We start from the raw sequence: 25,913 nt of genomic DNA, 5'->3' as shown, positions 1-25,913 counted from the left end.
GCGTGATATTTCTCTGCTCCCTGCTACTCTCCTCGCAGATTTTCGCAGGAATAAGCATTGAAATTCTTGCACCCACCCTCAATACCTCACTGCCCAGGGTAATATACAGTCCCGATTTTTCATCGGGGCCTCCATATTGCCGCAATCAGAATTTCGAGGGCTTAGTTCAAGAATTGCGCAGCAATCTTTTATACCTATAAAAATAAAATAATCATATAAAAAACGATGCAAGCCTTTTAGTTATGCCTTTGTGTTGGTTGTTTTTAATGGTAGGCATGCTTTCGCTGCGCTCAGGTTTGTTTCTTTTGGGCCAAGCCAAAAGAAAGAGCCCCTCGGCGGTGGTGAGCCGAGACAAGACCGTGCGATGGGTAATAAAAAAAGTGCTAAACACTTAAAGATCCTTCGTACCTCAGGATGACATCATGGAAGAAAACGCAATAGAATAACCTACCTACTTCGTCTCAACCACAACCTTACCTCCATTCTTAAACAAATCATGAGAAATAAAATACCCCTGATTTATTTTTCCGTTTACTTTAATTTCAGTAATGCCCCTGCCCTTGCCAGGTTTGCTAATCGTTAATAATTTACCGGTATTCGTTTTCCATATCACCTCATCAAAAAGCGGTGCGGTAACAATATAATTTGGATCAGTTGCAGAAAAGGGATATAATCCCAGCGAACTAAATACATACCAGGCTGACATCTCCCCCGCATCATCCATTCCTGAAAGTGCCAAACCATCACTGCCTATCCCGTAAAGTTCGTTTAAGATTTTATCAATTATCTTTTGCGATTTTTCTGGCTTACCGATAAACGTATAAGCAAAGGGCGCTTCGTGATCAGGTTGATTACCCTGGCAATATTGCCCGATCATGGTTTCCACATTGCGTGCAATGTATTTAGGGTTCCATGGCAAGGTAAATAACGAATCCAATTTCGATTCAAAGCCAGCTGCACCGCCATACAGTTCAATCAGTCCTTTCATATCATGTGGCGCGTAAAACGATACCTGCCAGGCATTCGCTTCCCTGTACATGTACTCATAATATGGGTATTGCGGATTAAAGGGCTTGATCCAGTCGCCATTATCTAACCTACCCCTCATAAAACGGGTTCCGGGATCGAACATATTTTTATAATTCTTTGATCTCGCCATTAAAATGCGATAATTGGTACTGTCGCCCAGTTTTTTAGCGATCTGTGCCAGTGAATAATCATCATAAGAATATTCCAAAGTTTTAGAAACGCCCGCTTTTGCTTTCGTTTCAACATGTGGATTTTTCACATCAGGATCTGAGATATAACCTTTCTCAATATATTCTTCAATAAATGGTCGGGCACCACCCTCTACATTCGCATTGCGCAATAAAATCTCATAAGTTCCCCTCACATCAAAAGCATCAATTCCCCGTAAATAAGCTCCTGCAATAGAGGAAGCGCCGTGATCACCATGAAAAAAAGTTGGAATAAAGCCAGTTTTATCGCCTACATCTTTCATCGATTTGATCACATCTAAAGTAACCTTTGGTGTAACGAGACCTAAAAGCACATCTTTATTGCGGTAAGTATCCCAAAGCGAAGGTTCCGTATAATAATTAAAATTGCCTTTAATGATGTTGCGTTTTGCATCTTTAAACTCACCATTTACATCGCTGCGCAAGGCCGGCCATAAAAAAGACCGGTACAAACAAGAATACAGCATCTGTTTCTGTTTCTCTGTGCCGCCTTTAACCTGGATGTTCGATAAAAGGGATTCCCATTTTTCTGTAGCTTCATTACGGATCTGCGCAAAAGTTTTATTGCCAATTTCCTTTTCTAAATTTTCTTTAGCGTTGGCTGTGCTTACAAACGACAGCCCGATTTTTAATTCTACAGGCCCCTTGTTTCCATCCGCAAGGTGGACAACGGCGTAACCCGAACGTTTGCCTGCATCTTTTTGATCAATCTTATCTATTTTACCATTAACAGTGGCATAAAAATAAATGTTCTCTCCGCCCTGAAAACCCTGAATAGCCGATGTACCCACCTGTTCGATGTTCCAGGTAGAAACGCCGCTGTTTGCTTTCCCCATTAAAAAAAGCACCTGCCTGTCGTGCTTATTTTTGTATTCATATTGGTGATATCCTGTCCTCAAAGTTGAGGTGAGCTTTACATTTACCTTATAATCATCAAGATAAACCTGATAATAACCCGGTGCCGAACTTTCATTTTTATGCGAAAACTTTGAGCCAAATTTATCTCCAGGATTGGAAAGCGGTAAAATGGGAATATTGCAAAGGTTCCAGTGACCTTTATTAGTGTGTGCAAAACCATAAATGGTATCATCCTCATATTCATAACCTGCACCAGAACCAAACTCGGTAATCGGACTTAACTGCACCATGGCATTCGGTAATGAACTGCCCGGAAAAGTTAAACCAGCCCACGAGCGCCAGCCTTGAGGAAGCCCGTACCCCAATATTTTAGGATCAGTTAGCGGTGCCGTTCCGATAAAGGTATTCACGTATTTAGTGAAAGACGTTTTGCTTTGGCTTTGTGCCTGGTAACTGCCCAGTACATTTATAAACAAAATAAAGAAGAGAAATTTGGTTAGCGATTTCATTTTCATAAAACGATTTAGTGTGCAATACCAAATATATAAATTCTATTAAATTCAGCTGCTAAATATCATAATAGTTACCATTCACAAAACGCGTTATCCCGACTGAAACGTCCAGAATATTCAGGAAAGAGATCTATCCGGATAGATTCCCCGATTACGTTGCACTCCGCTCGAAAGGACGGTAACTTATTTAACCGGGTATAAGTATTAACTCTTAATCTGTTATAAACCAATGCTTAAATAATTGAATAAAATGCCAATAATCGAGATGCAATCGCACTCTGATTATCTATATCTTTGAAAACATACTAATCAAATATCCCATGCTTTTTAAACTTAGGCAAGTTATATACTTGATGCTAATTTCAAGTTTAGCGTTTAGTTTTTCGAATACCGTTTTCGCACAGAATAAACAAACTAACCAATTATTGCTCTGGGACAATAAACCGGCTAAAGACTGGATGACAGAAGCCTACCCCATTGGTAACGGACGCATTGGCGGGATGATTTTTGGCGGGGTAAACAATGAGCATGTTCAATTTAACGATAATACCCTTTGGACGGGCGATGAAAACGACCGCGGCATGTACCAGGCTTTTGGCGATCTCTTTATCGATTTCGATCAGAAAGACCAGAATTTTACCGGTTATAAACGTGAGCTAAATATTACTAATGCGGTACATTCTGTTAGCTATACCCAAAATGGAACGCATTATAACCGCGAATATTTTTGCAGTTTTCCGGATAAAGTAATGGTTTTAAGGTTTACTTCAGATCATAAAAGCAGTTATTCGGCTGCAATAAGATTGAAAAATGCGCATCAAGGTAAAGTTACAGTGGATGGCAACAAGATTCAGTTTACAGGAAAATTATCAAACAATATGCCTTATCAGGCCACTGCGCTGGTTAAAATTGAAAATGGCAAAAGTTATCCCGTAAAAGATGACAATGGTGAAAAATTGAAGATAGATCAGGCCGACGCAATCACCATTATTTTTACTGCAGCAACCAATTATAGCAATAAACGCGAACAGCAATGGAAAGGTGAAGAACCTGCTCCAAAAATTGATCGCATCCTTAAAAACGCAACATCAAAAAGTTATGCTTCCTTACTAAAAAACCACATTCAGGATTACCAGCAATTATTCAGCCGTTTAAGCCTTTATTTAGGTGGCGTTAAGAATAACAGTTTGCCAACCTACCAGAGACTGATCAATTATAAAAAAACGCCTGATCTCGACCTGGAAGCATTAATTTACCAATATGGAAGGTATTTATTGATCAGCTCTTCGAGAGAAGGCGGTTTGCCGGCCAATTTACAGGGGCTTTGGAACGAAAGCAATACCCCGCCCTGGGGAAGCGATTATCACTCCAACATTAACATCCAGATGAATTACTGGCTGGCTGAACCGACTAACCTTTCTGAATGCCATATTCCATACCTCGATTACATCAACAGCATGCGTGAGGTAAGTGCGGTTGCCACACGTAAACAATACCCAAACACACGTGGCTGGACGGTTAGAACGGAAAATAATATTTTCGGGGGCATGAGTTATTTATGGAATACGCCCGGAAGTGCATGGTACGCACAAGCGCTTTGGGAACACTATGCTTTTACGAAAGACAAAGATTATCTGAAAAATTTCGCTTATCCGATCATTAAAGAAATTTCTGAATTTTGGGATGATCATTTAAAACGGAGGCCTGATGGCACTTTAGTATCGCCATTGGGCTGGTCGCCGGAGCATGGCCCTACAGAAGACGGCGTAACCCACGACCAGCAGATTGTATTCGATTTGTTTACAAACTATATAGAAGCTGCCGAAATTTTAGGTATTGATCAGGATTATAAAAACCACATCGCCGATCTTAAAGCACATTTGTTAAAGCCGAAAATCGGTAAATGGGGGCAATTGCAGGAATGGGAAACCGACCGCGATGATCCAAAAGATCAGCACAGACATATTTCGCATCTTTTTGGTTTACATCCCGGCAGGGAAATCAGCACCATTACAACCCCGGAGTTGGCAAAAGCTGCAAGGGTAACTTTAACTGCCCGTGGTGATGAATCAACAGGATGGTCTATGGCCTGGAAAATGAACTTTTGGGCACGATTACAGGATGGGAACCATGCGTACAAAATCCTGCAGAATTTTATTACTCCCGTTGGTGGTTCAGGTACCGATTACAATAAAGGAGGCGGAATTTATGCGAACCTTTTTTGTGCGCATCCACCCTTTCAGATTGACGGAAATTTCGGTTATACCGCCGGAATTTCAGAAATGTTATTGCAAAGCCAGACAGGAGAATTACAGTTCTTGCCCGCCCTGCCCGATCAGTGGTCAACAGGAAACATTCAGGGTTTAAAAGCAAGGGGGAATTTCGAAATCACCAATTTACAATGGAAAGAAGGCAAGATCAGCAAACTATCAATCAAGTCCTTATCTGGTGAAGATTGTGTGGTAAGAAGTCCGAATGCATTAAAAGCAAAAGGAATTAAAGAAGAAAAATCAGGAAAGGATTTTAAATACAACTTTAAAACGCAGGCGGGGAAAGTGTATAGCTTTGAAGGATAAAATTAGTGAATGAGAGAATGATTGAATGAGAGAATGATTGAATGACAGAATAAGGGAATGATTGAATGAGAGAATGACAGAATTAAAGAACGAACATTACATATTTTCAACATTCAATCATTCAAAACTCATTCATTCCATATTAATTCTTCAAACATTTTCTTTTAGATTTCCGTTTTTATTAAAAAGGAATGCAATGAGTACTTCAAATAAAATACTGACTGAACATAATGCAAAAGTGGTAGTGCTAGATTTTATCAATGCATTAAATGCAGAAGATTTTGAACTGGCCAGGCAGCAACTGCAGGATGATATGACCTTTAAAGGCGTAATGGGCGAAAGAAACGGCGCCGATGTTTACATTGAAGACATGAAAAAGATGAAATTCAAGTACGATGTTAAAAAAGTATTTGCAGATCTGGATGAGGTTTGCCTTTGGTACGATATTAACATAGGTGCAAAAACCATCTTTTCATGCGGCTGGTATAAATTAGTGGATGAAAAAATACAATCTTTTCAGGTATTGTTCGATCCGAGACCAATTTTAGGGGATTAAATAACATAGCTCTATATGCAATGTTTATCCTTAAAGATTACGTCGTTTCGACCTCAGTGGAGAAATCTATATCAAGAATTTAAATGTAAATTTCTCCATTGCATTTCGGTAAAAATGAAGAACGAAAATAACTAACACACCTGCTTTAGTTTTCTCACCATAATGTGGTTACTTTCCAATTGAAACAGAAACATTAAAAATTCATCTGTTTCACTGATTTCCACCTTTTGAATAATGCCAGATTGATTTCCACTGGTAATTGCATCGCCAACCTTCAATTCCAATAGTGTAGAAGTAGGCAACTGATCGTTTACAGCTATCATTTTTTATATGGGATGTGCAGGGTAAAACAGGTTTTTTCAGGAGTAGAAGATACATCCAAAGTGCCATCATGCGCATTGGCTATTTCAGAAGCAATGTACAAACCCAAACCCAGTCCTTTTTGACTCGGTTCTACTTCCCCTCTCGAAAAAGGCTGAAACAAACGCTCCATGGCAGCAGCAGGAATCTGTTTTCCTTTATTGGCCACACAAAGATTAAACTCTTCGCCTGTACTAAAAGCTGTGATTTCTACAGTAGAATCGGCCGGAGAATAATTTAAGGCATTGGCCAGGAGGTTAGAAAAAAGTTGGGCCAAACGTTTTCCATCAGCATTAACCGGGTGATCAAAATTAAATTTCACTTCAATATTCCGGCTTGGCCAGATGGTTTTCAGCTCATCCACCACCTGGATCAGTAATTTCTCCAGATCTTCATCAGGCGTTCTGCTAATGGTAATTCCTTCACCTAAACGCCCGCTGGCAAAATCGAGCATATTTTCAATCAGTCCGTTCATCCTGAATGAAGAATCTTTAACAATTTTGGCAATCCGGATACCACGTTCATCTAAATTTAAACGCGATAACAGCTGCGCACTGCTTGATATTGCATTTAAAGGATTTCGTAAATCGTGACCTAAAATAGCAATAAACTGTTCCCTTAAAACGGCAACTTCCTGCTGCTTCTTTAGTTCCAGTTCTGTAATGGCAATTTGCTCCAATGCATCTAAATGAAAAGCAATTAAATCGGCAAACATGGTAAAGGTACCAATTACGGTGGTATTTTTTAGTTGTGCCGGCTTAGGATCAATCGCGCATAATGTTCCAAAAAAATTGCCGTTCTTTAAAGTAATGGGTACCGAAATATAACTTTGAAAACCATAAAGCAAGGGCGTATGGTGATTTGCAAATTCAGGATCTTCGGCAACATGATCAATTACCACAGGCTTTTTATGCTGTCTGATTTCGTTACAAATGGTCGTTTCCAGATTGAGTTCTCCACCAACAGCTAAGCCAAAATTAATCTCATCATGTATGGCGCAGGCAATCCATTTATCTTCTGTTACCCTGGCCACTGCAGCAAAACCCATTCCTGTAGTTCTGCAAACAATTTCCAGAATTTGGACAACAACAGGGATTTTGTTTATTGCTTCTATGTCAGTAAGGATGATTTTATTAGGATGTTGCAAGATTGGATGATTTTTTCAGCAAATTACAAAATATTTTGCCTGATAAAAAACTTAGCCCAATGTTCTAACATATGTTTTACATAAACGGGCTTAGTGGCAACAAATTGGGTATTAGTACAGGTAAAAATCTCGGAAGATGAAGTAAAGTGAAAAACCATATTGATCAGTTGTGGTGCGTAGCATCCGTGTAAATACTGATCAATATGGCTGTTGCTGATTATGCTTTTAATAAAGCAGGTTTTTCATGGTAGGTACGCCAAAGCAACTCACCAAATAAAGTGTTTGACCAGGCAAACCAGGCCCTTGTAAAATTGGCGGGATTATCTTTATTAAAAGATTCGTGCATAAAACCTTTGCCGGCATGTGTTTTACGCAAGGTATCGATACAATATTTAATCTCTGCATCATCTTTAGAAGTCAAAGCACGCATGGTTATGCTCATTGGCCAGATCATATCCTGTCCGGCATGCGGTCCGCCGATTCCTTCTGCTGCAGTACCTTTAAAGAAATAAGGATTATCTTTAGAAAGCGCAAATTTCCTCGTATTCTGATAAATAGGATCGTCAACTTTCATGGCGCCCAAATAAGGTAATCCCAGTAAACTTGGCACGTTTGAATCGTCCATCAGGTACGAACTTCCAAAACCATCAACCTCAAAAGCGTAAATTTTACCATATTTTGGGTGGTTAACAATAGCATGTTTCTGTAAAGCAGCATTTACCTCGTCAGCTAGATTTAACAGGTTACTTTCTAAAGTTTTATCACTTTGCAAAGCCTTGATCATTTCTGCCGCCTGCTTTAAACTTGACACTGCAAAAAAGTTAGATGGTACCAGGAAAGGGAAAATGGTGGCATCATCACTCGGACGGAAAGCCGAACAGATCAATCCAACCGGGTTTACCGGAAAACCATAGCCGGCCATTGGCAACGAATCGGTAGGTTGTGTGGTTTCCCTCTGGAAATGATACGGACCTTTATCGGCCTTGCGCTGCTGCTCTTTAAATGTTTTTAAAGTCGCTTCAATTCCTTTTTTCCAATCGGCATCAAAAGGTGTTTTATCGCCTGTTTTTTTCCAGTAGTGGTAAGCCAAACGGATGGGATAACATAAAGAATCAATTTCCCATTTACGCTCGTGTACGCCCGGTTGCATGGCCGTTTTATCGGTTTTCCACTCGCCTACCTTTGTGGCATCTCCATAAAAAGCATTGGCATAAGGGTCCTTTAACACACATTTTGTTTGGTGGATAATTACACCCGCAATTAATTTTTTTAGCGGTTCATCTTCATTTACAAACTGAAGGTAAGGCCAAACCTGTGCCGAACTGTCGCGCAACCACATGGCATCAATATCACCGGTAATCACATAAGTATCTGGCCGGCCATTTTTTTCTGCATAATAAACCGTAGTATCTAAAGTATTGGGGAAACAATTTTCGAACAACCAGGCCAGTTCGGGGTTTTTAACGTTCGCCTGGAAAGTTTTAATGGCGGCATCAACCGCTTTGCTCTGGAAATGTCTTTTTGCTGCAGCCACACGTACCACAGGAAATTCTGGTGCGAGATTAGCCGCAAAAGAAAATTTGGATGCGACAACCCCTGCCCCTAAAAGGCCTGTGTTTTGTATAAATGTTCTTCTTTTCATTATGATGTGTTATGATAATTTGGTTCTTTTTAATAACCGAAACCTGTCTGTATTGATTGCTCTCAATAATATAGAGAAGATTTTATTCGGTTAGCGCTTAACAAATATTATTATAATTTTTGGAACATCAAAATCATTAAGGTCAATTAGGTTATTCCTAAATCGATTTTCCTGACTATCAAACCTGAACACGTTTAATTATTACCTTAACTCATTTGAAGCCTATAAAGTAGCTAAAAATTATTATGAATACCTATCTTTAAGAAACCAAACCGATTACCATGAATGCTGAAATCCCTAACCGCTCGAAACGCATTTTATCTATAGATATATTACGCGGGCTCGTAATGATCATTATGGCACTGGACCATACGCGTGATTTTTTCCATATTGATGCGATGACGGGAGATCCGCTAAATCCTGATACCGCAACCGGAATATTATTCTTTACCCGCTGGATTACACATTTTTGTGCGCCTACTTTTGTTTTTCTCTCCGGCTTATCTGCTTATTTGTCTGCTCAGAATAAAACCCGGGCACAAGCAAGCTCGTTTTTATTAAAGCGGGGATTATGGTTGGTTTTTATAGAAATTGCGGTTGTATCACTCGGTTTAACTTTTAACCTGCAGTACAACTTCATCATTCTACAGGTAATTTGGGCTATTGGCTGGAGTATGGTCTTTTTGGCGCTTATAAGCCGCATTTCTTATCAAATTGTGCTGATTTCAGGTTTTGCTTTGGTATTTGGACACAATATTTTCAACTTGTTCCCTGCGCTAGAAAACCAAACGACCGGGTTAATTTTAAAAATATTCTTCACTGCAGCCGGAACGGTTGTGCCATTATCCGCCACTCATTTGGTGGGTGTTTTTTATGCCATCCTCCCATGGACGGGCATTATGTTTTTGGGCTATGGAATTGGTGTCTGGTTTAACAAAAACTATAATGTAGAACGCAGACAACGAAATTTGCTGATTACCGGCTCATTAACCGTATTACTTTTTATCGCTTTAAGGTTAATTAATAGCTACGGCGATCCCGCACCGCGAAAAGAATATCATGAATTGTTTAAAAATGTACTGTCCTTTTTTAATGTAAGTAAATATCCACCGTCATTGCAATATGCATGTATGACTTTAGGTCCGGCGATATTAATTTTAGCTTTTACTGAAAAACTGAATAATCGGTTTACTAAAATAGCTTCTGTTTATGGTGCAGTACCCTTTTTCTACTACATTATCCATTTTTATCTTTTGCATACCATCCTTGTAATTGCATTTTTTGCTACGGGGCATAGCACCAAAGAAATTGTACAGGTGCCGTTTTTATTCAGGCCTGTAGCCTTTGGTTTTAGTTTGCCAATTGTTTATTTAATATGGTTTGGTGTGGTGGCTTCGCTATATTTGCCATGCCGTTGGTTTAAAAAATATAAGGAAACGCACCTGCAGTGGTGGTTAAGCTATGTTTAGCCCTTTTTCCATTTGATATTGCAGCCAACAGCCTTGGTAGATGCAATTGCAGGCTTTTTACCCACCGACAATTCGTTTACTGCATTTTTAACATAGTCGATTTTGGTACTATTGGCCTCTTCCGGATCATTATCAATGGCACCGATGTATTCTACCACATTTCCTTTACTGGTTTTGTTGAGCACAAAAACATGCGGTGTTCTGTTGGCACCAAATTGTTTGGTTACCACATGATCAGGATCTGACAGATACGGAAAGCTGAACTTCTTTTCGAAAGCCAAAGCCTGCATTTTTTCGAAACTTTCATCCGGAACGGCACCTGCATCATTAGGATTGATGGCCACAACCGGATAACCTTTGGCTGCATAAGTGGTGTTTAATGCCGCTACACGGGCTTGGTAAGCTTTGGCAACCGGACAAGTGTTACAGGTGAAAACCACGATATATCCTTTGGCATCTTTATAATCGGCGAGCGAAACGTTTTTGTTATTTACATTCTTTAAGGAGAAATCCTTAACCACATCACCAACTTTATAACCTTCGGTTTGGGCCAGTGCAACTTCTGAAATGAGCACAAAAGCCATTAAAATCAATCTTTTCATCGTGATCTATTTTAAGTTTAACAAAGTATTTTTCAGTTCCGTTTCAGTAAATTCCTTTTCGTAAAATCGTCTGGTATTTTTGTTTACAAACAGCGTAGCCGGTATAGCTCCAGACCATTTTTTATCGATCCTTTCTATATATAGCTGCTGATCGGGTTCGTTTAAAAGAAATACCTCTGCATTAATTTTATGCTGTTCTACAAATGGAATTACTTCCTTTTGCAGTTTGGATTTAAAATCTAAACTCACTAAAAGCACCTTAACAGGCTTTTTTAAATTGGCTAAATGTAATTTCTCGAAATTTGGCAACTCTGCCACGCATGGCGAACACCAGGTAGCCCAAAAGTTGATCACATAAGTGGTATCTTTTCCATTGGCAATGCGCTTGTCTAAATCATCAAATTTGAGCAGTTTCACCTGTGCATTAACAGAATAAGTAATTAAAGATAAGCAAATTATGAAAAGTGTACGCATAAATGGATAACGAAAAATGATAAACTTTGTTTTTATTAACAAGTTCGTCATTTCGACTGTAGCTCCGCGATTTTTCATCGGGAGCGGAATGGAGAAATCTATATTATAGATTTCTCCATTCCGTTGCACTCCAGCCGAAATGACGACAAGAATTAATTCACTGATCCCGATTTTACCAAAACCTTTTGGTAAGCAGGTAATGTCAAATCATCAACAATTACACCCCGTGTGGTACTGGCATGAACGAAAAAACCATTATTGAGGTACACGCCTACATGATCTACATCATTGCCGCCAAAGGAGAAAAACACAAGATCGCCTTCTTTTAAATTATCAATATCTTTTCTTCTTACTGCATTAGCCTGATCGCGTGAAATTCTGGGTAATGTAATGCCATAAATTTCTTTCTCCAATAAAAAAGCAAAACCGGAACAATCGATCCCGCTTTTATCCAACCCGCCAAAACGGTACCTCACTCCTGTCCAGTCGGTTATGAAACGATAAAGCTGCTTACTTTTTAAATTGGCCATGGCATCAGCCGCTTTAGCAGCTTTGGTGTCGCTTTTAACGGTATATTTACGCGTACCGCAGGAAGAGAGGAAGGCAACCAGCGCTATTAAATAAAGAATGTTTTTGTGGCGAAAGGTATAGGGCGTAAAGTTTAAGGTTATATCCATAGTGTTGCCATTCTTATATTAACTTTTTGGGCTTAGGGTATAAGGTAATTGCTATCGCATTACATTCATAATCCTGTATTATCTTAAATTTTCAGGTTTAAGGTAATTTCTATTGTGTTATTTCTTTTAGCTTTACGGTTCTTCACCTTTCGCCTTAAACCTTATACCCTATACCGTTCTTAATTCTTAATCAATCTTTGTATTTCGTCCAATTTTAGCAAAGCCTCTACCGGAGTCAAGGCATTTACATCGAGGTTATTCAGGGTATCGCGGATTTTAACCAAAACAGGATCATCTATGGCAAACATCTGCAACTGATAAGCTTGGTTCTGCACTTTTTTAATGCTGTCTTTAATGCTCTGTCCTTCAGTACGGTCAATTTCCAGCTTTTTTAATATTTCATTTGCCCGCCCAATTAGTTTTGGAGGCATACCGGCCATTTTTGCCACGTGGATACCGAAACTGTGCTCGCTTCCACCCGGAACCAGTTTACGTAAAAAGATCACTTTATTGGTCATCTCTTTTACCGAAACATTAAAGTTTTTAATGCGCGGCATGGTATTCGCCAGTTCATTTAATTCGTGGTAGTGGGTGGCAAAAAGCGTTTTAGGCCTTGATGTTGGGTGTTGATGCAAAAACTCTGCAATGGCCCAGGCAATCGAAATACCATCGTAGGTACTTGTCCCGCGGCCAATCTCATCCAGTAAAATCAAGCTGTTATCCGAAATGTTATTCAAAATGCTGGCCGTTTCATTCATTTCGACCATGAATGTACTTTCTCCCGAAGAAATATTATCAGAAGCCCCCACACGGGTGAAAATTTTATCTACCAAACCTACTTCAGCGTCTTTTGCAGGCACGAAGGAACCCATTTGCGCCATCAGCACAATTAAGGCCGTTTGCCTTAAAATGGCCGATTTACCCGCCATGTTGGGCCCGGTAATCATAATAATCTGCTGACTATCAGTATCCAGATAAACATCATTGGTGATATATTCCTGTCCTACAGGCAATTGCTTCTCAATTACCGGGTGTCGGCCACCTTTAATATCAAGCACCTTATTTTCGGTAACTTTTGGCTTATTATAATGATTTTTAGCGGCCAGTTGCGCAAAACATAACAAACAATCCAATTGGGCAATTAAAAACGAATCAAGCTGGATCGGTTTGATGTAACTGGCGGTTTCGTACATCAGTTCGTTATACAAACGGATTTCAATTGCCTGGATTTTTTCTTCAGCACCCAAAATCTGGTCTTCGTATTCTTTAAGCTCAGGCGTAATGTAGCGCTCGGCATTTACCAGCGTTTGTTTACGGATCCAGCCTTCGGGCACCTTATCCTTATGGGTATGGGTAACTTCTAAATAATAACCAAAAACGTTATTGAACGCTATTTTTAACGATGGAATGCCGGTTGCTTCTGCCTCACGTTTCTGGATCTGCACCAGGTAATCTTTACCGCCAAAAGCAATTTTACGGAGGCGGTCTAAATCTTCGTCAATGCCATCTGCAATTACATTTCCTTTAATCAGTAATGCCGGTGGTTCGGGCTGCAGCTCTCTTTCAATTCTATCCCTGATGGCTAAACACGGATTCAACTGATCCGCTATTTTAATCAGGAAAGGATTTTTAGAATCAGCAGCCAGTTTTTTAACCGCTTCGATGTGGTATAAAGCCCTTTTCAAAGCCACCAATTCCCGCGGACCAACGCGTTGTAAACCTACTTTGGAGATCAAGCGTTCTAAATCGCCGATCTGTTTAATATTATTTAAAAACTCACCCTGTAACTCCTCATGCCCAACAAAATACTCCACCATTCCAAGTCGTTCCTGGATTGGTTTGAGCTCTTTTAGAGGCATAATAATCCACTTTTGCAGCAAACGTGCACCCATTGGCGTACAGGTATGATCCAGAATATCGAAAAGTGTTACCGCATTATCATTCGGCGAATTCACCAATTCCAGGTTGCGGATCGTGAAACGATCTAACCACATGTAACGGTCTTCTTCAATGCGACCTATTGAGCTGATGTGCTGCAAGTTACGATGCTCAGTTTCACCTAAATAATGTAAAATCACACCAGCAGCTACAATCCCGCTTTGCAGGCGCTCCACACCAAAACCTTTAAGCGAAGAAACTTCAAAGTGTTTCATCAGGGTTTCATTACCGAAATCGGTAGTGAAAGGCCATTCATCCAAACCAAAAGTATAAAAGCGATCGCCGAAGTTCTCAGTAAAGGCTTGTCGCTTTGATTTTTGAAAAATTACTTCCGTAGGTTTAAAGCCCTGCAAAAGTTTATCTATATAGTCGCTATTTCCCTGCGCAATTAAAAATTCCCCGGTAGAAATATCTAAAAATGAAATCCCAAGTTGTGCTTTATCAAAGTAAACACAGGCCAGGAAATTGTTCGATTTTTGATTTACAATATTATCGCCATAAGCTACACCAGGCGTAACCAACTCTGTTACTCCACGTTTAACAATGGTTTTTGTGGTTTTAGGATCTTCAAGCTGATCGCAGATGGCCACACGCTGCCCTGCCCTAACCAGTTTAGAAAGATAATTATCCAGCGAGTGGTGCGGAAAGCCTGCCAGTTCTAAAGCACCACCATTTGGGCCTGTACCCCTCCTGGTAAGTACAATACCTAAAATCTGAGCCGTTTTAATGGCATCTTCGCCAAAGGTTTCATAAAAATCGCCAACCCTAAATAGTAAAAGTGCGCCCGGATACTTCGCTTTAATCGCGTTGTATTGCTGCATCAAAGGGGTTTCTTTATTCGTGTCTTTAGCCAAAACTGAAATTAATTTACAAAAGCCATAAAGATAACACGAATATGCATTTTACAACCGTTTTGTTGAAAAGTTAAGAAAAATGGGTTGTTTAATCGGTTAATTGTAGGATATCACAGTTAACCAATTTATACAGTTAAACAAGTAACCTAAGAATTAATAATTAATGATCAATCTTTAAATAAACATTAACAATAGTTTTATATCCAATTAACCGATTTATGCAGTTAACCACGATTAGAAAATGAGGGGTTCTGTTCATTTCGGAGGCTGCAGCCCTGCTTTTCATTACAAGTCCGCGTTCGTTCCTCACTTACGGGCTTTTCATTGCAATCAGGTTTATAAACAAGGGGCAGTTTAAACCCAGTTGTATAAATTATATTTGGTTCAACAATTAACCAGTTTATACGATTTACCAGTTAACCCATACCAACATTTAAACAATTCACCTGATTGTATGTTAATCTTAATATAAATTTAACCTAATATTTTAATTATGACGATCCAACTTAACACCGACAAAAACTTAACGATACACCAGGAATACGACGAAAAAATCCAAAGCCAGTTAACAGAAGGTTTGAGCAGGTATAGCGATTTAATTACCCGCTTAGAAGTTCATTTATCTGATGAAAATGGCAGTAAAGAAGGTTTAGACGATAAAAGATGTTTGTTAGAAGCAAGAATCACCGGTAAAGAACCAATAGCAGTTTCGAACCTGGGTAATACTTACGATTTAGCCATTACAGGTGCGCTCAGCAAACTAAAAAGTACGCTCGAAAAAATTGCCGGGAAGATGAAAAGCCATTAGTTTATTCTATATTCATTGCAGCCAGGCTTACCAAGATGACTACCTAATCAAAACCGTCATTTCGAGCGAAGTGCAGCGAAGTCGGGAAATCTAATGTAACAAATCCCTCCTTTCGAAAATCTCAATTAAATAAAAATTAAAACAAAAAAGCAATCTGATTAGATTGCTTTTTTGTTTTAAAACGATATCGACATTTCTTCCTATTAATTTACTTAAGCATAAACAATTATAATGCTTTAGGCAGCATTAATAAAAATGGCAATGCCCCCGAATAATCTAATTCTTCATATTCTAAACCTAAAACCCTTAAATTTTGATAGTAGGTTTGATGATTTTCATAATACATTTTCTCTGATTGAACAAACCAGGCTTTTTCACCGAGTTTTTGCGAAAGAAACCATTTTTCCAACAATCTACCTGTACGACCATTCCCATCGTTAAACGGATGGATTTTCACAAATACCAAATGAATTAAGGAGGCAAAAAAGAAGATTTCTTTAATGTTTAATCTTACCGCTAACAACAAAGTTAAGTCGTGATATAGCTTTTCCATTTCTTCGGCAAGTTTTATTGGACCTACAGCTACATATTCTATGCGTCCATCTGGAGTAGAAACATACATATTGTGGTTTCTTAGCATACCCTGATAATTTTTGGCCACAATATGCTCACTCAATAACTGATGAGCCTTAACAATATTATTAACGTTTATCTGATTATCTTTAGCAAAATCGTAGGCAAAATATAAGTCATCTATCTTCTTTGTATAATCCGGTAAAAATTCAATACCAAACCTTTTATGTTTGATATAAGAATCAAGTTCTATATTCTCCCCTTCTATTTTGCTCGAATATACCGACGATACTGATGTGTAAAAGCTAAATTCACTTGTCGATATTTCTGCATCCTTTAACTGATCGAATTTTTCCTGCAGATCATCGTCAATCTGTAAAGAATAGGCCTCTAACAAATCAACAGGAATAATCTCTAACTCATCAAACATTACAAAGTGGATTTTAGGCTAATTTAGGATTTGATTCTGTAAAAAGCGATTCTATTTTATAACTGCTCAATATACCCCAAAAACAAATTCAATGCTTTTCTGCGGTCCTCTGTTACATCAAACTGAAGCCTGTGGTACAGATAATCTTCCAGATCGAAGTTTGGTGATGCTGGTAATTCCTGCAAAACTTCCTTTCTATGATCTAAACCAAATTTTAAAGCGGCATTAAACTCATCTTTAAATTCCTGTGAAATTTCTTTATTGGCCACCCATGCAGCATACATAAAAGGTAATTCCGTAAAGTTTTTCCACTCCTCGCCCATATCGTAAGCGTAGGCGAAATCATCTTTTTTACCAAAAGTTCTGTCGCCAATTAAAACAAAAGCATCTGTTTTTGCATTAGGATCAGTTGTAAACTCAACATCTTTTTTCCAGTGAAACTTAAGCAATACTTTAGCTAAATTGTTTGATGTGCGCGAATGGGCGTCCAGTCTTACTGTTTTAATTTCCTCTGCAGGCACATCGCTAAAAATAAATACTGAATTAACAGCTCCATCGCTACCAATGCAGTAATCGGCTACAATATTTGCATTCGGGACCAACGGAATGGCTGCAACTGGCATTAAACCGATATCTGCCTGACTGTTAATAACTTTGGCTGCGCAATCTGAAGGGATATCTAAACTTAAATCAATTTTATTTATAATGTCCGAATGTGTTAATCCGTATATAAAAGCTTTGGTGTTGGTGTAAGCAACAGCCGATATTTTAATCTTATTCAAGGTGTTATGTTTTATTGTCATTCTGACGGCAGGAAGAATCTGCAGCTTTGTTGCGATATACCTGTCGACTATTACTGCTCCTTACAGGTATCTCCCATCAACAAACAGATGCTTCGTTCCTCAGCATGACAGCATAAATTTATTCAATTACTAAGCCGTCTAAATGCACGGCACTGTTAAATTCAAGCACGGTAAATTTTCCATCTTCAAAACCCATTTTATACAGCACCGTATTTTGATGTGGAAATTCGGTCATCTGGCTTAATGGCCTGTCTAATAATAAACAAAGGAAAACACGCATTGCCCTGCCATGCATACATAGGAGCACTGTTTTTTCCTCTGGTCTGGTCATTAACACTTCCATAGGCTGTTTTAAACGCTCGTACACATCCTGAACACTTTCGCCACCTTCAAAATGTGCAGTATAATCGCCATTTTCCCAGCTTTGTAACATCTCACGAAAGGCATCGCGGGCGTGTTCAGTATTGGGTTTTCCTTCCCAAACACCCCAGGCCAGTTCATCCAGTCCCGAAAGTTTTTCCCATGGTAATTCCGAATCAATAAACTTTTGTACGGTTTGCCAGGTACGTTTTAAATCGGAAGTATAAATTTTATCAAAGGGAATGTCTTTATAAGTTTGGTAGAAAGCTTCGGCCTGTGCCCTGCCCAAATCATTTAAGTTAGAATTTATACCTCTGCCCTGTACTATGCCTTGTCTGTTAAGTTCCGTTTCGCCGTGGCGTATGATGTATATTTCCTTCATCTAATTAATTATTGAATGAGGGATTTTTGAGTGATTGAATGTTAAATTTAACGCTCAATATCCTCATTCTCATTCAGTCATTCTCTAATTCAATCACTAATTCAATCACTAATTCACTACTGGCAGCTTATAATATTGAGGCTTTTTCTCTTCTTCGAAAACAATGTTTTCAAAATCGGTCACCACATTATATAAAGTATCGCGTTCTATTGCTTTTCTGCCTACCTGTTTAATCAGATTAACCAGTTCTTTAGTACTCATTGCAGGTGTTTGCTCTTCTGCGCCAGCCATAGAGTATATTTTGGTGGTATCGTCTAAAGTACCGTCGATATCATCAACACCATAATTTAAAGATAACTGTGCTGTTTCTCGACTAATCATTGCCCAATAAGCTTTAATGTGATCAAAGTTATCCATGTAGATACGTGCAATGGCGTAATTCCTCAAATCTTCAATTACTGATGATTCTGGCACATTACTCATTTGGTTATGTTGATTTCTGAATTTTAAAGGAATAAACGTCTGGAAACCACCAGTGCGATCTTGCAGTTCGCGCAGTTTTTCCATGTGATCTACACGGTGCCAAAATTTTTCAATATGTCCGTAAAGCATGGTTGCATTACTTCTCATACCCAGTTTGTGCCACTCTTCATGTATATCCAGCCATTGCTGACCGGTACATTTATCTTTGGCTATCTGCTCTCTGATTTCCGGATGGAAAATTTCTGCACCACCACCTGGTATCGATTCCAGTCCGGCTTCTTTCATCAAACGCATACCTGTTGCGTAATCGATTTTAGCCTTCTTAAAGATATAATGATACTCTACAGGTGTTAATGCTTTTACATGCAAATCAGGACGATGTTGTTTAATCGCTGTGAACAAAGCGGAATAAAAAGCTACATCATACTGCGGAAGCACGCCCCCAACAATATGCACTTCGGTTACGGGCTCACCATCGTATTTTTTAACAATATCGAGCATTTGCTCCATCGTTAATGCCCAGCCCTCTTCTTTTTGTTTGATTAAACGCGAATAAGAGCAGAATTTGCAGTCGTAAACACAAAGATTAGTCGGCTCTAAATGGAAGTTTCGATTGAAATAAGCTTTATCGCCATGTTTTTTCTCCCGGATAAAATTTGCCAGGATACCAAGGTAACCCAGTTCGGCATGTTCGTAAAGATATACGCCTTCGTCAAATGTAATCCGCTCTCCGTGAAGAACTTTGTGTGCTATGTTTTGTAATTCAGTTGATAAATTGGTATCAGCTAATATTTTTTCAACTTGCTCAGTTGTATTCATTCCTGATTTATTTTGAACAAAAATACAATAATGAGGCGATTTGAAAATCATTTTCTTGTAACAAACCGCGATTTTTGAATAGTGGCAATATTAATTAACCACAAATGAACACGGATAAACACAGATGTTGAGTTTTTTATAAAGTACCTTACTTTGGCCACGGAGACACGGAAAAGCACGGATTTTATTTTTGTGTATGTATAATAGAAACTAAACCTTCGAAAAAAAATAACTCAGTGTAAATCTGTGCATCCGTGGCAAACGCCGTTGCATAACAAAAAAGCACCTCTTTTCAGAAGTGCTCAATTTATGTTTTTCACAGGTAAATTAAATTATTTTGCTTCCGGCACAAATGTTAAAATGATGTTTGCAGTTCTGCCGCCAAATTCGATTGGTGATTTTAAGATCATCTGTGTGCTCGAAAGATCGGTTAAAACTAAACGGTAACCTTCGGCAACGTTTTTAGCTTTATCGCCTTCAAATATTTTTTTGAACTGGAAAGTCTGATCTTTAGGCGCTGCGGACCAAAAAATAGTTTGCATTACCGAACCACAGGCGCTAGATGCCGGTAAAGTATAAGAGCCATTACCGCTGTTGGTTAAATGCCATGTACTGCCCTGAAAGCATTTATAAGATTTTTCGCCAAATAAGCCTTGTACAGCGCCATCAGGCAAACCTTCTAAAGCTACATTACTAACTACCCAGTCGCGAACAACTGTACCTCTGCTACCCGTAACACCAGCAGTTACCCTTTTTGCGGTATTACAACTTTGTAACATTACTAAAGTAGAACATGCTATTGCGATAGCTATAAATAATCTTTTCATTTTTTGTTTAATTAAATTTCGACAAACTTGTTACATAAATCTTGCCAAAACCATTACGAACCTTAAATTAGCGGCAAATTATTAAATTGTATCCCAATATTATTCATACCACGATAAATTATCATGAAACCTGAAACCCTTGCTATTCACGCCTCTAATCTTGTAAAAACTGCTACAGGTGATGTTACCCCACCCATTAATCTAACCACAACTTTTTTTCGTGGAGAAGATGGTGGCTATCCGGGCGGACACATGTATAGCAGGGTAAGTAATCCAAACCGGTCTGCTTTAGAAAACACTGTAGCCAAATTAGAATATGGCGAAGATGCAGCAGCCTTTTCTTCCGGCAATACCTGCGGACTGGCCATGTTTCAGGCTTTAAAACCCGGCAGCCACATTATTGCGCCCGATGACATGTACTGGGGGATAAAAAAACAGTTGCTCACTATTTTTAACGAGAGCCTGGAATTTGATTTTGTAGATCAAACTGATCTAAACCTCATACAAGCGAGCATTAAGCCCAATACGCAGTTAATCTGGATCGAAACGCCATCAAATCCCTTATTAAAAGTTACGGATATAGAAGCAATTGCCAAAATAGCTAAAGCTAAGAATATTCCTTTGGTTTGCGATAGTACTTTTGCCTCTCCTATTTTACAGAACCCGATTTTATTAGGCGCCGATATTGTAATGCACAGCAGTACCAAATATTTAGGCGGACATAGTGATGTACTTGGCGGAATTTTAGTAACCGCAAAAAAAGATGAGTTGTGGGAACGAATCAAAAACATTCAGCAAACCGGTGGTGCAGTACCCGCTCCTTTCGATTGCTTTTTATTAACGAGAAGTATTAAAACTCTGGCCTACCGCATGAAAGGCCATTGTGAAAACGGAAAAAAGGTTGCCGAATATTTAAACCAGCATCCAAATGTAGAAGCTGTTTTTTATCCCGGGTTGGAAAGTCACCCTCAGCACGAAATTGCAAAAAAACAAATGAAAGACTTTAGCGGTATGATGTCATTCCTGGTTAAAGGTGATGTTGAAGCCGCACACAAAGTGGTGAACAGAGTTCAGTTATTTGCGCAGGCCACCAGCTTAGGTGGTGTAGAAAGTTTAATCGAACACCGTTATTCGGTAGAAGGACCTGATAGTACAACACCTAAAAACCTGCTCCGTATTTCAGTAGGATTAGAGCATGTTGATGATATTATTGCGGATTTAGCACAGGCGCTGGGGTAAAAAGGAAAATTTTTCGTCATTGCGGGAAGGCTTTTTCAGCCAACGAAGCAATCTTAATGCACCCGCAACTAGCGATCGTTGTAAGATTGCTTCGTGCCTCACAATGACGATATATTTTATCTTACTTAGGATTGCAAACTGTAGTCAGTTTAAGCGAATAATTTGCCTCCAGCGGCTCATTGGTTTGCGCTAAACGTTGTGAACCTGTATTCGCCGGGCAGGCAATATCTCCTGCAGCATCATAAATCAGTTTTGTTCCATTAGCCAGTAATTCTTTTGGCACATAAACCTGAACTTTTGTAATCGAATATCCTGAAGGGAAATAACGCACATAATAGCCGTCAGGGTGTTTCGTCCAGATGCCACTTGGCACATCGCTTCTTGGCGGCGCCATGCCTGCAACAATAGCATATTTCTCCAGATCAGCATAAGTATAATTGCCCGAAGCTACCAATTGGCGGATATTGTTTTCTGCCTCAAAAACAGCCCTCACACCCGATGGCAACTGATCTTTTGCTTTTTCCATTACATCAAAAGGCAGAACACCTAAAGCACCTCCTTCTAACTGGGTAAGCTGTTTGGTTGTTAATAGTTTGATGGCGGTTACTTTAACCTGCCCGTTATAATCAGCAAATTTTGTTTTGGCAATAATCGTCCAGAGTAACGCTTGTATATCGTGCTGTTCTACTTCGGGATGCTTTTCTGCACTTTTTAATATGGAAACCACAATTTCCTCTTTCGGGCCCAAAACCGGGGCAAACATGTAACCATCACCCTTTGATGGCGCAAAGGTCCCGGCCTTTAAACAATAACTTTTATTGGTCATTTCGTACAAACCATCGCAAAGCACGAAACCACCTTCAGGGTTTTTAGGCAATAAATATAAAGGCTGGGCTTTTAATTTTAAAGCAGTAATAAAATCCGGCATTCTCTCGCCTTCCCTGCTTACATCTTCAAAACTGGTGGTAATGGCGGCAGGCTGCTTTAAGAACCTGTCGACACCTAAAGCTTTAGCGCCCTGGGCTGTACCTACTTTTAATAATTTATCTTTCAGGCCGCCAAATTGAGCGCTGGCATTGCTTAAACCTGTTACAATAAATAACAGTCCTAAACATAGGGATTTTGTGTTTTTCATGAAGTTACAATTTAGATAGGATGCACAAACTTAGAATATTAAGCGTTAATTTTATATTAAAAGTTTAAACCGCAAACACAACATAAAAATAATTAGTTCATTATTAGATTGTTAATGTAAAATCAAAATTTTATTTTGTGGATTAAAATTAAATTCAGACATTTGAAATATTATTTGGCGGAAAGCTGAATAAAAGTCAATCTTCACGGGTTGATTTATAAAGAAGTGGCGAGAGACTGGCTCGATGACCCACTGGCAACCCTCAGAAAGAGAAGGTGCCAATTCCTGACCGGATAACACGGTGTTGTTCGGAGATATAAATTAGAACTGATGAAAACATTAAATCTTCAATCGCTAAGCGAGCCCAGTGCAAAACCAGAAAAAGTAGTACAATCTTCTGTTTCTTTTATTTGTTGCGATATGCGTATGGCTACCTGTATGTGCTGTTGCATACAGTAATATAAAAATCTTCCTTTTTTGTTTTTTTCAAACTGGAAGGTCCCGGGAAATCGGGATACGCCCTGCCAGGTTTTAGGATCAGCCTAAACCGCCATATCTAATCGTTCAACAAATAAAACAGCAATCATGTCAACATCATATAAATTTGAAACTTTACAATTACACGCAGGTCAGGAAATAGATCCAACAACAGGCTCCAGAGCTGTACCAATTTACCAAACAACTTCTTATGGATTTAATAACGCTGAGCACGGCGCCAATTTATTTGCCTTAAAAGAGTTTGGAAATATCTACACCAGGATTATGAATCCGACCAATGATGTTTTCGAAAAACGAATTGCCGCTTTAGAAGGTGGTGTAGCGGCTTTAGCGGTTGCATCAGGTCAGGCCGCTCAGTTTATTGCCTTAAATAATATCTTAGAAGCTGGCGACAGTATTGTTTCTTCTTCTCACATTTACGGTGGAACTTACAACCAGTTTAAAGTAGCTTTTAAACGCCTGGGCATCCATGTTGATTTCGCAAATCCGGATGTGCCAGATGAATTTGAAAGTAAAATCACCGATAAAACAAAAGCCATTTATCTCGAAACCATTGGTAACCCAGCTTTCAGTGTGCCCGATTTTGAGAAAATTGCAGCAATAGCTAAAAAATATGATCTTCCTTTAGTGGTCGACAATACTTTCGGAGCAGGAGGGTATTTGTTTAAACCATTGGAGCACGGCGCTAATATTGTAGTAGAATCGGCAACCAAATGGATTGGCGGACATGGAACAAGCATCGGCGGTGTTATTGTAGATGGCGGAAATTATAACTGGGGCAATGGAAAATTCCCTCAGTTTTCTGAACCTTCAGAAGGATATCACGGCTTGGTTTTCAGCGATGTGTTCGGCATCGGCGGCCCATTCGGCAACATTCAGTTCATTATCCGTGCCCGTGTAGAAGGCCTGAGGGATTTAGGTCCTGCCCTATCGCCTTTCAATTCATTCCTTTTGTTACAGGGATTAGAAACTTTATCGCTCCGTGTACAACGCCATGTAGATAATGCTTTAGAACTGGCCACCTGGTTAGAAAACCATCCGCTGGTTAAAGAAGTGCAATACCCGGGCTTAGCCAGCAGCAAATACAACAACCTGGCTAAAAAATATTTAAGCAACGGTTTTGGAGCTGTTTTATCTTTTGAATTAGAAGGAAGTAAAGAAAATGCCTCACAGATAATCGATAGTTTGAAACTGGTTTCGCACCTGGCCAATGTAGGTGATGCCAAAACCTTGATTATTCAACCTTCTGCAACCACACACCAGCAATTAAGCGATGCAGAACAATTGGCGGCAGGTGTAAAACCAAATGCATTAAGGGTTTCGGTTGGTATTGAACATATCGACGATATTAAAGCCGATTTCGAACAAGCATTTGCAACCATTAACGCCAAGGTTCCTACAGAAAGTTTATTAGCCTAGATTCTTGCCCTCAAAGCGCTTTTTTAACAACAACATTACAAAATGCATAACAGTAAAAACGATAACGTAAAATCCACTTCGGGGAATTTTGCGTCTACATATCATTATAATAAACAGTTTAAATTAGAAAGTGGAAAAAAAATCCGCAACCTGCAGATTGCCTATCAAACTTATGGTAAGTTAAATGCAAATAAGGATAATGTGATCTGGGTTTGCCATGCACTTACTGCTAACGCGGATGTTTTTGAATGGTGGGACGGATTATTCGGGCAAAATGCCTTGTTTAATCCTGAAGAGCATTATATTGTTTGCGCGAATGTGTTAGGATCACATTACGGCACTACAAGCCCGTTAAATACCAACCCGGTAAATGGTTTGCCTTATTACCTTTCCTTTCCGCAGTTTACCATCCGCGATATGGTTTCGGCACACCAGTTATTGGCTGCGCATTTGGGTATCGGTTACATCAAACTGTTAATCGGTGGTTCTTTGGGCGGACAACAAGCTGTGGAGTGGAGCATTTCGGAGCCGAATAAAATTGAAAACCTGATTTTAATTGCTACCAATGCCGCACATTCTCCATGGGGAATTGCTTTTAACGAAAGTCAGCGTTTAGCCATTACAACCGACAGGACTTTCTATGCCAATCAACCAAATGGCGGTAGCAAAGGTTTAAAAACAGCCCGTAGCATTGCGCTTTTAAGTTACAGAACGTATAACGCCTATGGCAGTACCCAGGTGGAAAGTGTAAATGATAAAACGGACAATTTCAGGTCATCTTCTTACCAGAATTATCAGGGGGAAAAGCTGATCAACCGCTTTAACGCTTACAGCTACTATTATTTAACAAAAGCAATGGATAGCCATAATGTTGGGCGCAACCGCAAAAGCATTGCCGATGCCTTAAAACTGATCACCGCAAATACTTTGGTTATCGGTATAGAAAATGACGTGCTGTTCCCAATTTCTGAGCAAAAATATCTGGCTGATCATATTACCGGAGCAGCATTTACTGCATTACATTCTGACTATGGACATGATGGTTTCCTGATCGAAACAGATGCCCTGACCAACGTAATCGGAAATTTTATCAAGGAAAGTCGGGACAAGAAAATCATCAAATTGCAGCATACCGCTTAAAGGTGGAAGGTGAGTAACCGGATGTTAACACAAAATTTAAAACAAATTACAAAATAAGAACAGCTATATGGGGATAATCCGCCTTATCTGTATA

The 25,913-nt window shown here is 39.3% G+C and carries 22 protein-coding genes and 1 riboswitch; of the genes, 8 read left to right on the top strand and 14 right to left on the bottom strand.

Annotated features, from left to right (window positions below; genetic code table 11):
* Positions 1–451 precede the first annotated feature (451 nt).
* The gene (locus tag ABD769_RS13400; protein WP_344851928.1) at positions 452–2,605 is read right to left on the bottom strand and encodes a GH92 family glycosyl hydrolase; all 2,154 of its coding nucleotides are present in this window, start codon (positions 2,603–2,605) and stop codon (positions 452–454) included.
* 356 nt (positions 2,606–2,961) lie between these two features.
* Between ABD769_RS13400 and ABD769_RS13395 the strand changes: the two genes are divergently transcribed.
* A complete protein-coding gene (locus ABD769_RS13395) occupies positions 2,962–5,184 on the top strand; it encodes a glycoside hydrolase family 95 protein (RefSeq protein WP_344852075.1) in 2,223 nt (740 codons plus the stop codon).
* Between the two features lie 196 nt (positions 5,185–5,380).
* Complete coding sequence (locus ABD769_RS13390; RefSeq protein ID WP_344851927.1) at positions 5,381–5,740, top strand: nuclear transport factor 2 family protein; 360 nt, start codon at positions 5,381–5,383, stop codon at positions 5,738–5,740.
* Positions 5,741–5,871: 131 nt separating this feature from the next.
* Here the strand turns inward: ABD769_RS13390 and ABD769_RS13385 are convergent, their stop codons facing one another.
* The 3 genes from ABD769_RS13385 to ABD769_RS13375 all read right to left on the bottom strand — a co-directional run bounded on the left by ABD769_RS13385 (position 5,872) and on the right by ABD769_RS13375 (position 8,889).
* A complete protein-coding gene (locus tag ABD769_RS13385; RefSeq protein WP_344851926.1) occupies positions 5,872–6,063 on the bottom strand; it encodes a hypothetical protein in 192 nt (63 codons plus the stop codon).
* Complete coding sequence (locus ABD769_RS13380; protein WP_344851925.1) at positions 6,060–7,247, bottom strand: GAF domain-containing sensor histidine kinase; 1,188 nt, start codon at positions 7,245–7,247, stop codon at positions 6,060–6,062. The genes ABD769_RS13385 and ABD769_RS13380 overlap by 4 nt, the downstream gene beginning before the upstream one ends.
* Positions 7,248–7,464: 217 nt before the next feature.
* The gene (locus tag ABD769_RS13375; RefSeq protein ID WP_344851924.1) at positions 7,465–8,889 is read right to left on the bottom strand and encodes a glycoside hydrolase family 125 protein; all 1,425 of its coding nucleotides are present in this window, start codon (positions 8,887–8,889) and stop codon (positions 7,465–7,467) included.
* 281 nt (positions 8,890–9,170) lie between these two features.
* Between ABD769_RS13375 and ABD769_RS13370 the strand changes: the two genes are divergently transcribed.
* A complete protein-coding gene (locus tag ABD769_RS13370) occupies positions 9,171–10,358 on the top strand; it encodes an acetyltransferase domain-containing protein (RefSeq protein WP_344851923.1) in 1,188 nt (395 codons plus the stop codon).
* On the opposite strand, the gene ABD769_RS13365 is transcribed toward ABD769_RS13370, so the two are convergent.
* The 4 genes from ABD769_RS13365 to mutS form a co-directional block, all read right to left on the bottom strand.
* The gene (locus tag ABD769_RS13365; RefSeq protein WP_344851922.1) at positions 10,355–10,960 is read right to left on the bottom strand and encodes a thioredoxin family protein; all 606 of its coding nucleotides are present in this window, start codon (positions 10,958–10,960) and stop codon (positions 10,355–10,357) included. The genes ABD769_RS13370 and ABD769_RS13365 overlap by 4 nt on opposite strands.
* A gap of 6 nt (positions 10,961–10,966) precedes the next feature.
* Entirely contained in the window at positions 10,967–11,434 is a 468-nt protein-coding gene (locus ABD769_RS13360; RefSeq protein WP_344851921.1) for a TlpA family protein disulfide reductase, read from the bottom strand.
* A gap of 152 nt (positions 11,435–11,586) precedes the next feature.
* Complete coding sequence (locus ABD769_RS13355; protein WP_344851920.1) at positions 11,587–12,111, bottom strand: C40 family peptidase; 525 nt, start codon at positions 12,109–12,111, stop codon at positions 11,587–11,589.
* Positions 12,112–12,290: 179 nt separating this feature from the next.
* On the bottom strand, positions 12,291–14,903 hold the full coding sequence (gene mutS, locus ABD769_RS13350) for a DNA mismatch repair protein MutS (RefSeq protein ID WP_344851919.1): 2,613 nt from the start codon (positions 14,901–14,903) through the stop codon (positions 12,291–12,293).
* A gap of 493 nt (positions 14,904–15,396) precedes the next feature.
* Between mutS and ABD769_RS13345 the strand changes: the two genes are divergently transcribed.
* Entirely contained in the window at positions 15,397–15,711 is a 315-nt protein-coding gene (locus ABD769_RS13345; protein ID WP_344851918.1) for an HPF/RaiA family ribosome-associated protein, read from the top strand.
* 226 nt (positions 15,712–15,937) lie between these two features.
* On the opposite strand, the gene ABD769_RS13340 is transcribed toward ABD769_RS13345, so the two are convergent.
* The 5 genes from ABD769_RS13340 to ABD769_RS13320 all read right to left on the bottom strand — a co-directional run bounded on the left by ABD769_RS13340 (position 15,938) and on the right by ABD769_RS13320 (position 20,388).
* Positions 15,938–16,714, bottom strand: coding sequence for a Fic family protein (locus tag ABD769_RS13340; protein WP_344851917.1), 777 nt, complete (start codon positions 16,712–16,714; stop codon positions 15,938–15,940).
* Positions 16,715–16,770: 56 nt separating this feature from the next.
* Positions 16,771–17,496: a menaquinone biosynthetic enzyme MqnA/MqnD family protein gene (locus ABD769_RS13335; protein ID WP_344851916.1), complete on the bottom strand. Its 726-nt coding sequence runs from the start codon at positions 17,494–17,496 to the stop codon at positions 16,771–16,773.
* 139 nt (positions 17,497–17,635) lie between these two features.
* On the bottom strand, positions 17,636–18,259 hold the full coding sequence (locus ABD769_RS13330) for a histidine phosphatase family protein (RefSeq protein ID WP_344851915.1): 624 nt from the start codon (positions 18,257–18,259) through the stop codon (positions 17,636–17,638).
* Positions 18,260–18,367: 108 nt separating this feature from the next.
* On the bottom strand, positions 18,368–19,561 hold the full coding sequence (mqnE, locus tag ABD769_RS13325) for an aminofutalosine synthase MqnE (RefSeq protein WP_344851914.1): 1,194 nt from the start codon (positions 19,559–19,561) through the stop codon (positions 18,368–18,370).
* Between the two features lie 332 nt (positions 19,562–19,893).
* The gene (locus ABD769_RS13320; protein WP_344851913.1) at positions 19,894–20,388 is read right to left on the bottom strand and encodes a hypothetical protein; all 495 of its coding nucleotides are present in this window, start codon (positions 20,386–20,388) and stop codon (positions 19,894–19,896) included.
* Positions 20,389–20,511: 123 nt separating this feature from the next.
* Between ABD769_RS13320 and ABD769_RS13315 the strand changes: the two genes are divergently transcribed.
* Positions 20,512–21,627 (top strand): trans-sulfuration enzyme family protein, encoded by a 1,116-nt coding sequence (locus ABD769_RS13315; protein ID WP_344851912.1) that lies wholly within the window; start codon positions 20,512–20,514, stop codon positions 21,625–21,627.
* A gap of 121 nt (positions 21,628–21,748) precedes the next feature.
* Here ABD769_RS13315 and ABD769_RS13310 read toward each other — a convergent pair whose 3' ends face one another.
* Positions 21,749–22,762 carry a hypothetical protein gene (locus tag ABD769_RS13310; RefSeq protein WP_344851911.1) on the bottom strand — a complete coding sequence of 338 codons (1,014 nt, stop codon included), beginning with the start codon at positions 22,760–22,762 and terminating at the stop codon, positions 21,749–21,751.
* A 212-nt stretch (positions 22,763–22,974) separates the two neighbouring features.
* Positions 22,975–23,085: riboswitch (SAM riboswitch) on the top strand.
* Between the two features lie 7 nt (positions 23,086–23,092).
* Here ABD769_RS13310 and ABD769_RS13305 point away from each other — a divergent pair.
* From ABD769_RS13305 to ABD769_RS13295, 3 genes are all read left to right on the top strand, one after another.
* Positions 23,093–23,221, top strand: a complete 129-nt coding sequence (locus ABD769_RS13305) for a hypothetical protein (protein WP_344851910.1) — start codon at positions 23,093–23,095, stop codon at positions 23,219–23,221.
* Between the two features lie 126 nt (positions 23,222–23,347).
* The gene (locus ABD769_RS13300) at positions 23,348–24,679 is read left to right on the top strand and encodes an O-acetylhomoserine aminocarboxypropyltransferase/cysteine synthase family protein (protein WP_344851909.1); all 1,332 of its coding nucleotides are present in this window, start codon (positions 23,348–23,350) and stop codon (positions 24,677–24,679) included.
* 42 nt (positions 24,680–24,721) lie between these two features.
* Complete coding sequence (locus ABD769_RS13295) at positions 24,722–25,819, top strand: homoserine O-acetyltransferase family protein (RefSeq protein WP_344851908.1); 1,098 nt, start codon at positions 24,722–24,724, stop codon at positions 25,817–25,819.
* Positions 25,820–25,913: the final 94 nt, after the last annotated feature.

It is taken from the genome of Pedobacter jeongneungensis (assembly GCF_039538295.1).
Taxonomy (GTDB): Bacteria; Bacteroidota; Bacteroidia; order Sphingobacteriales; family Sphingobacteriaceae; genus Pedobacter; species Pedobacter jeongneungensis.
This window is presented reverse-complemented; position numbering and strand designations above follow the sequence as displayed.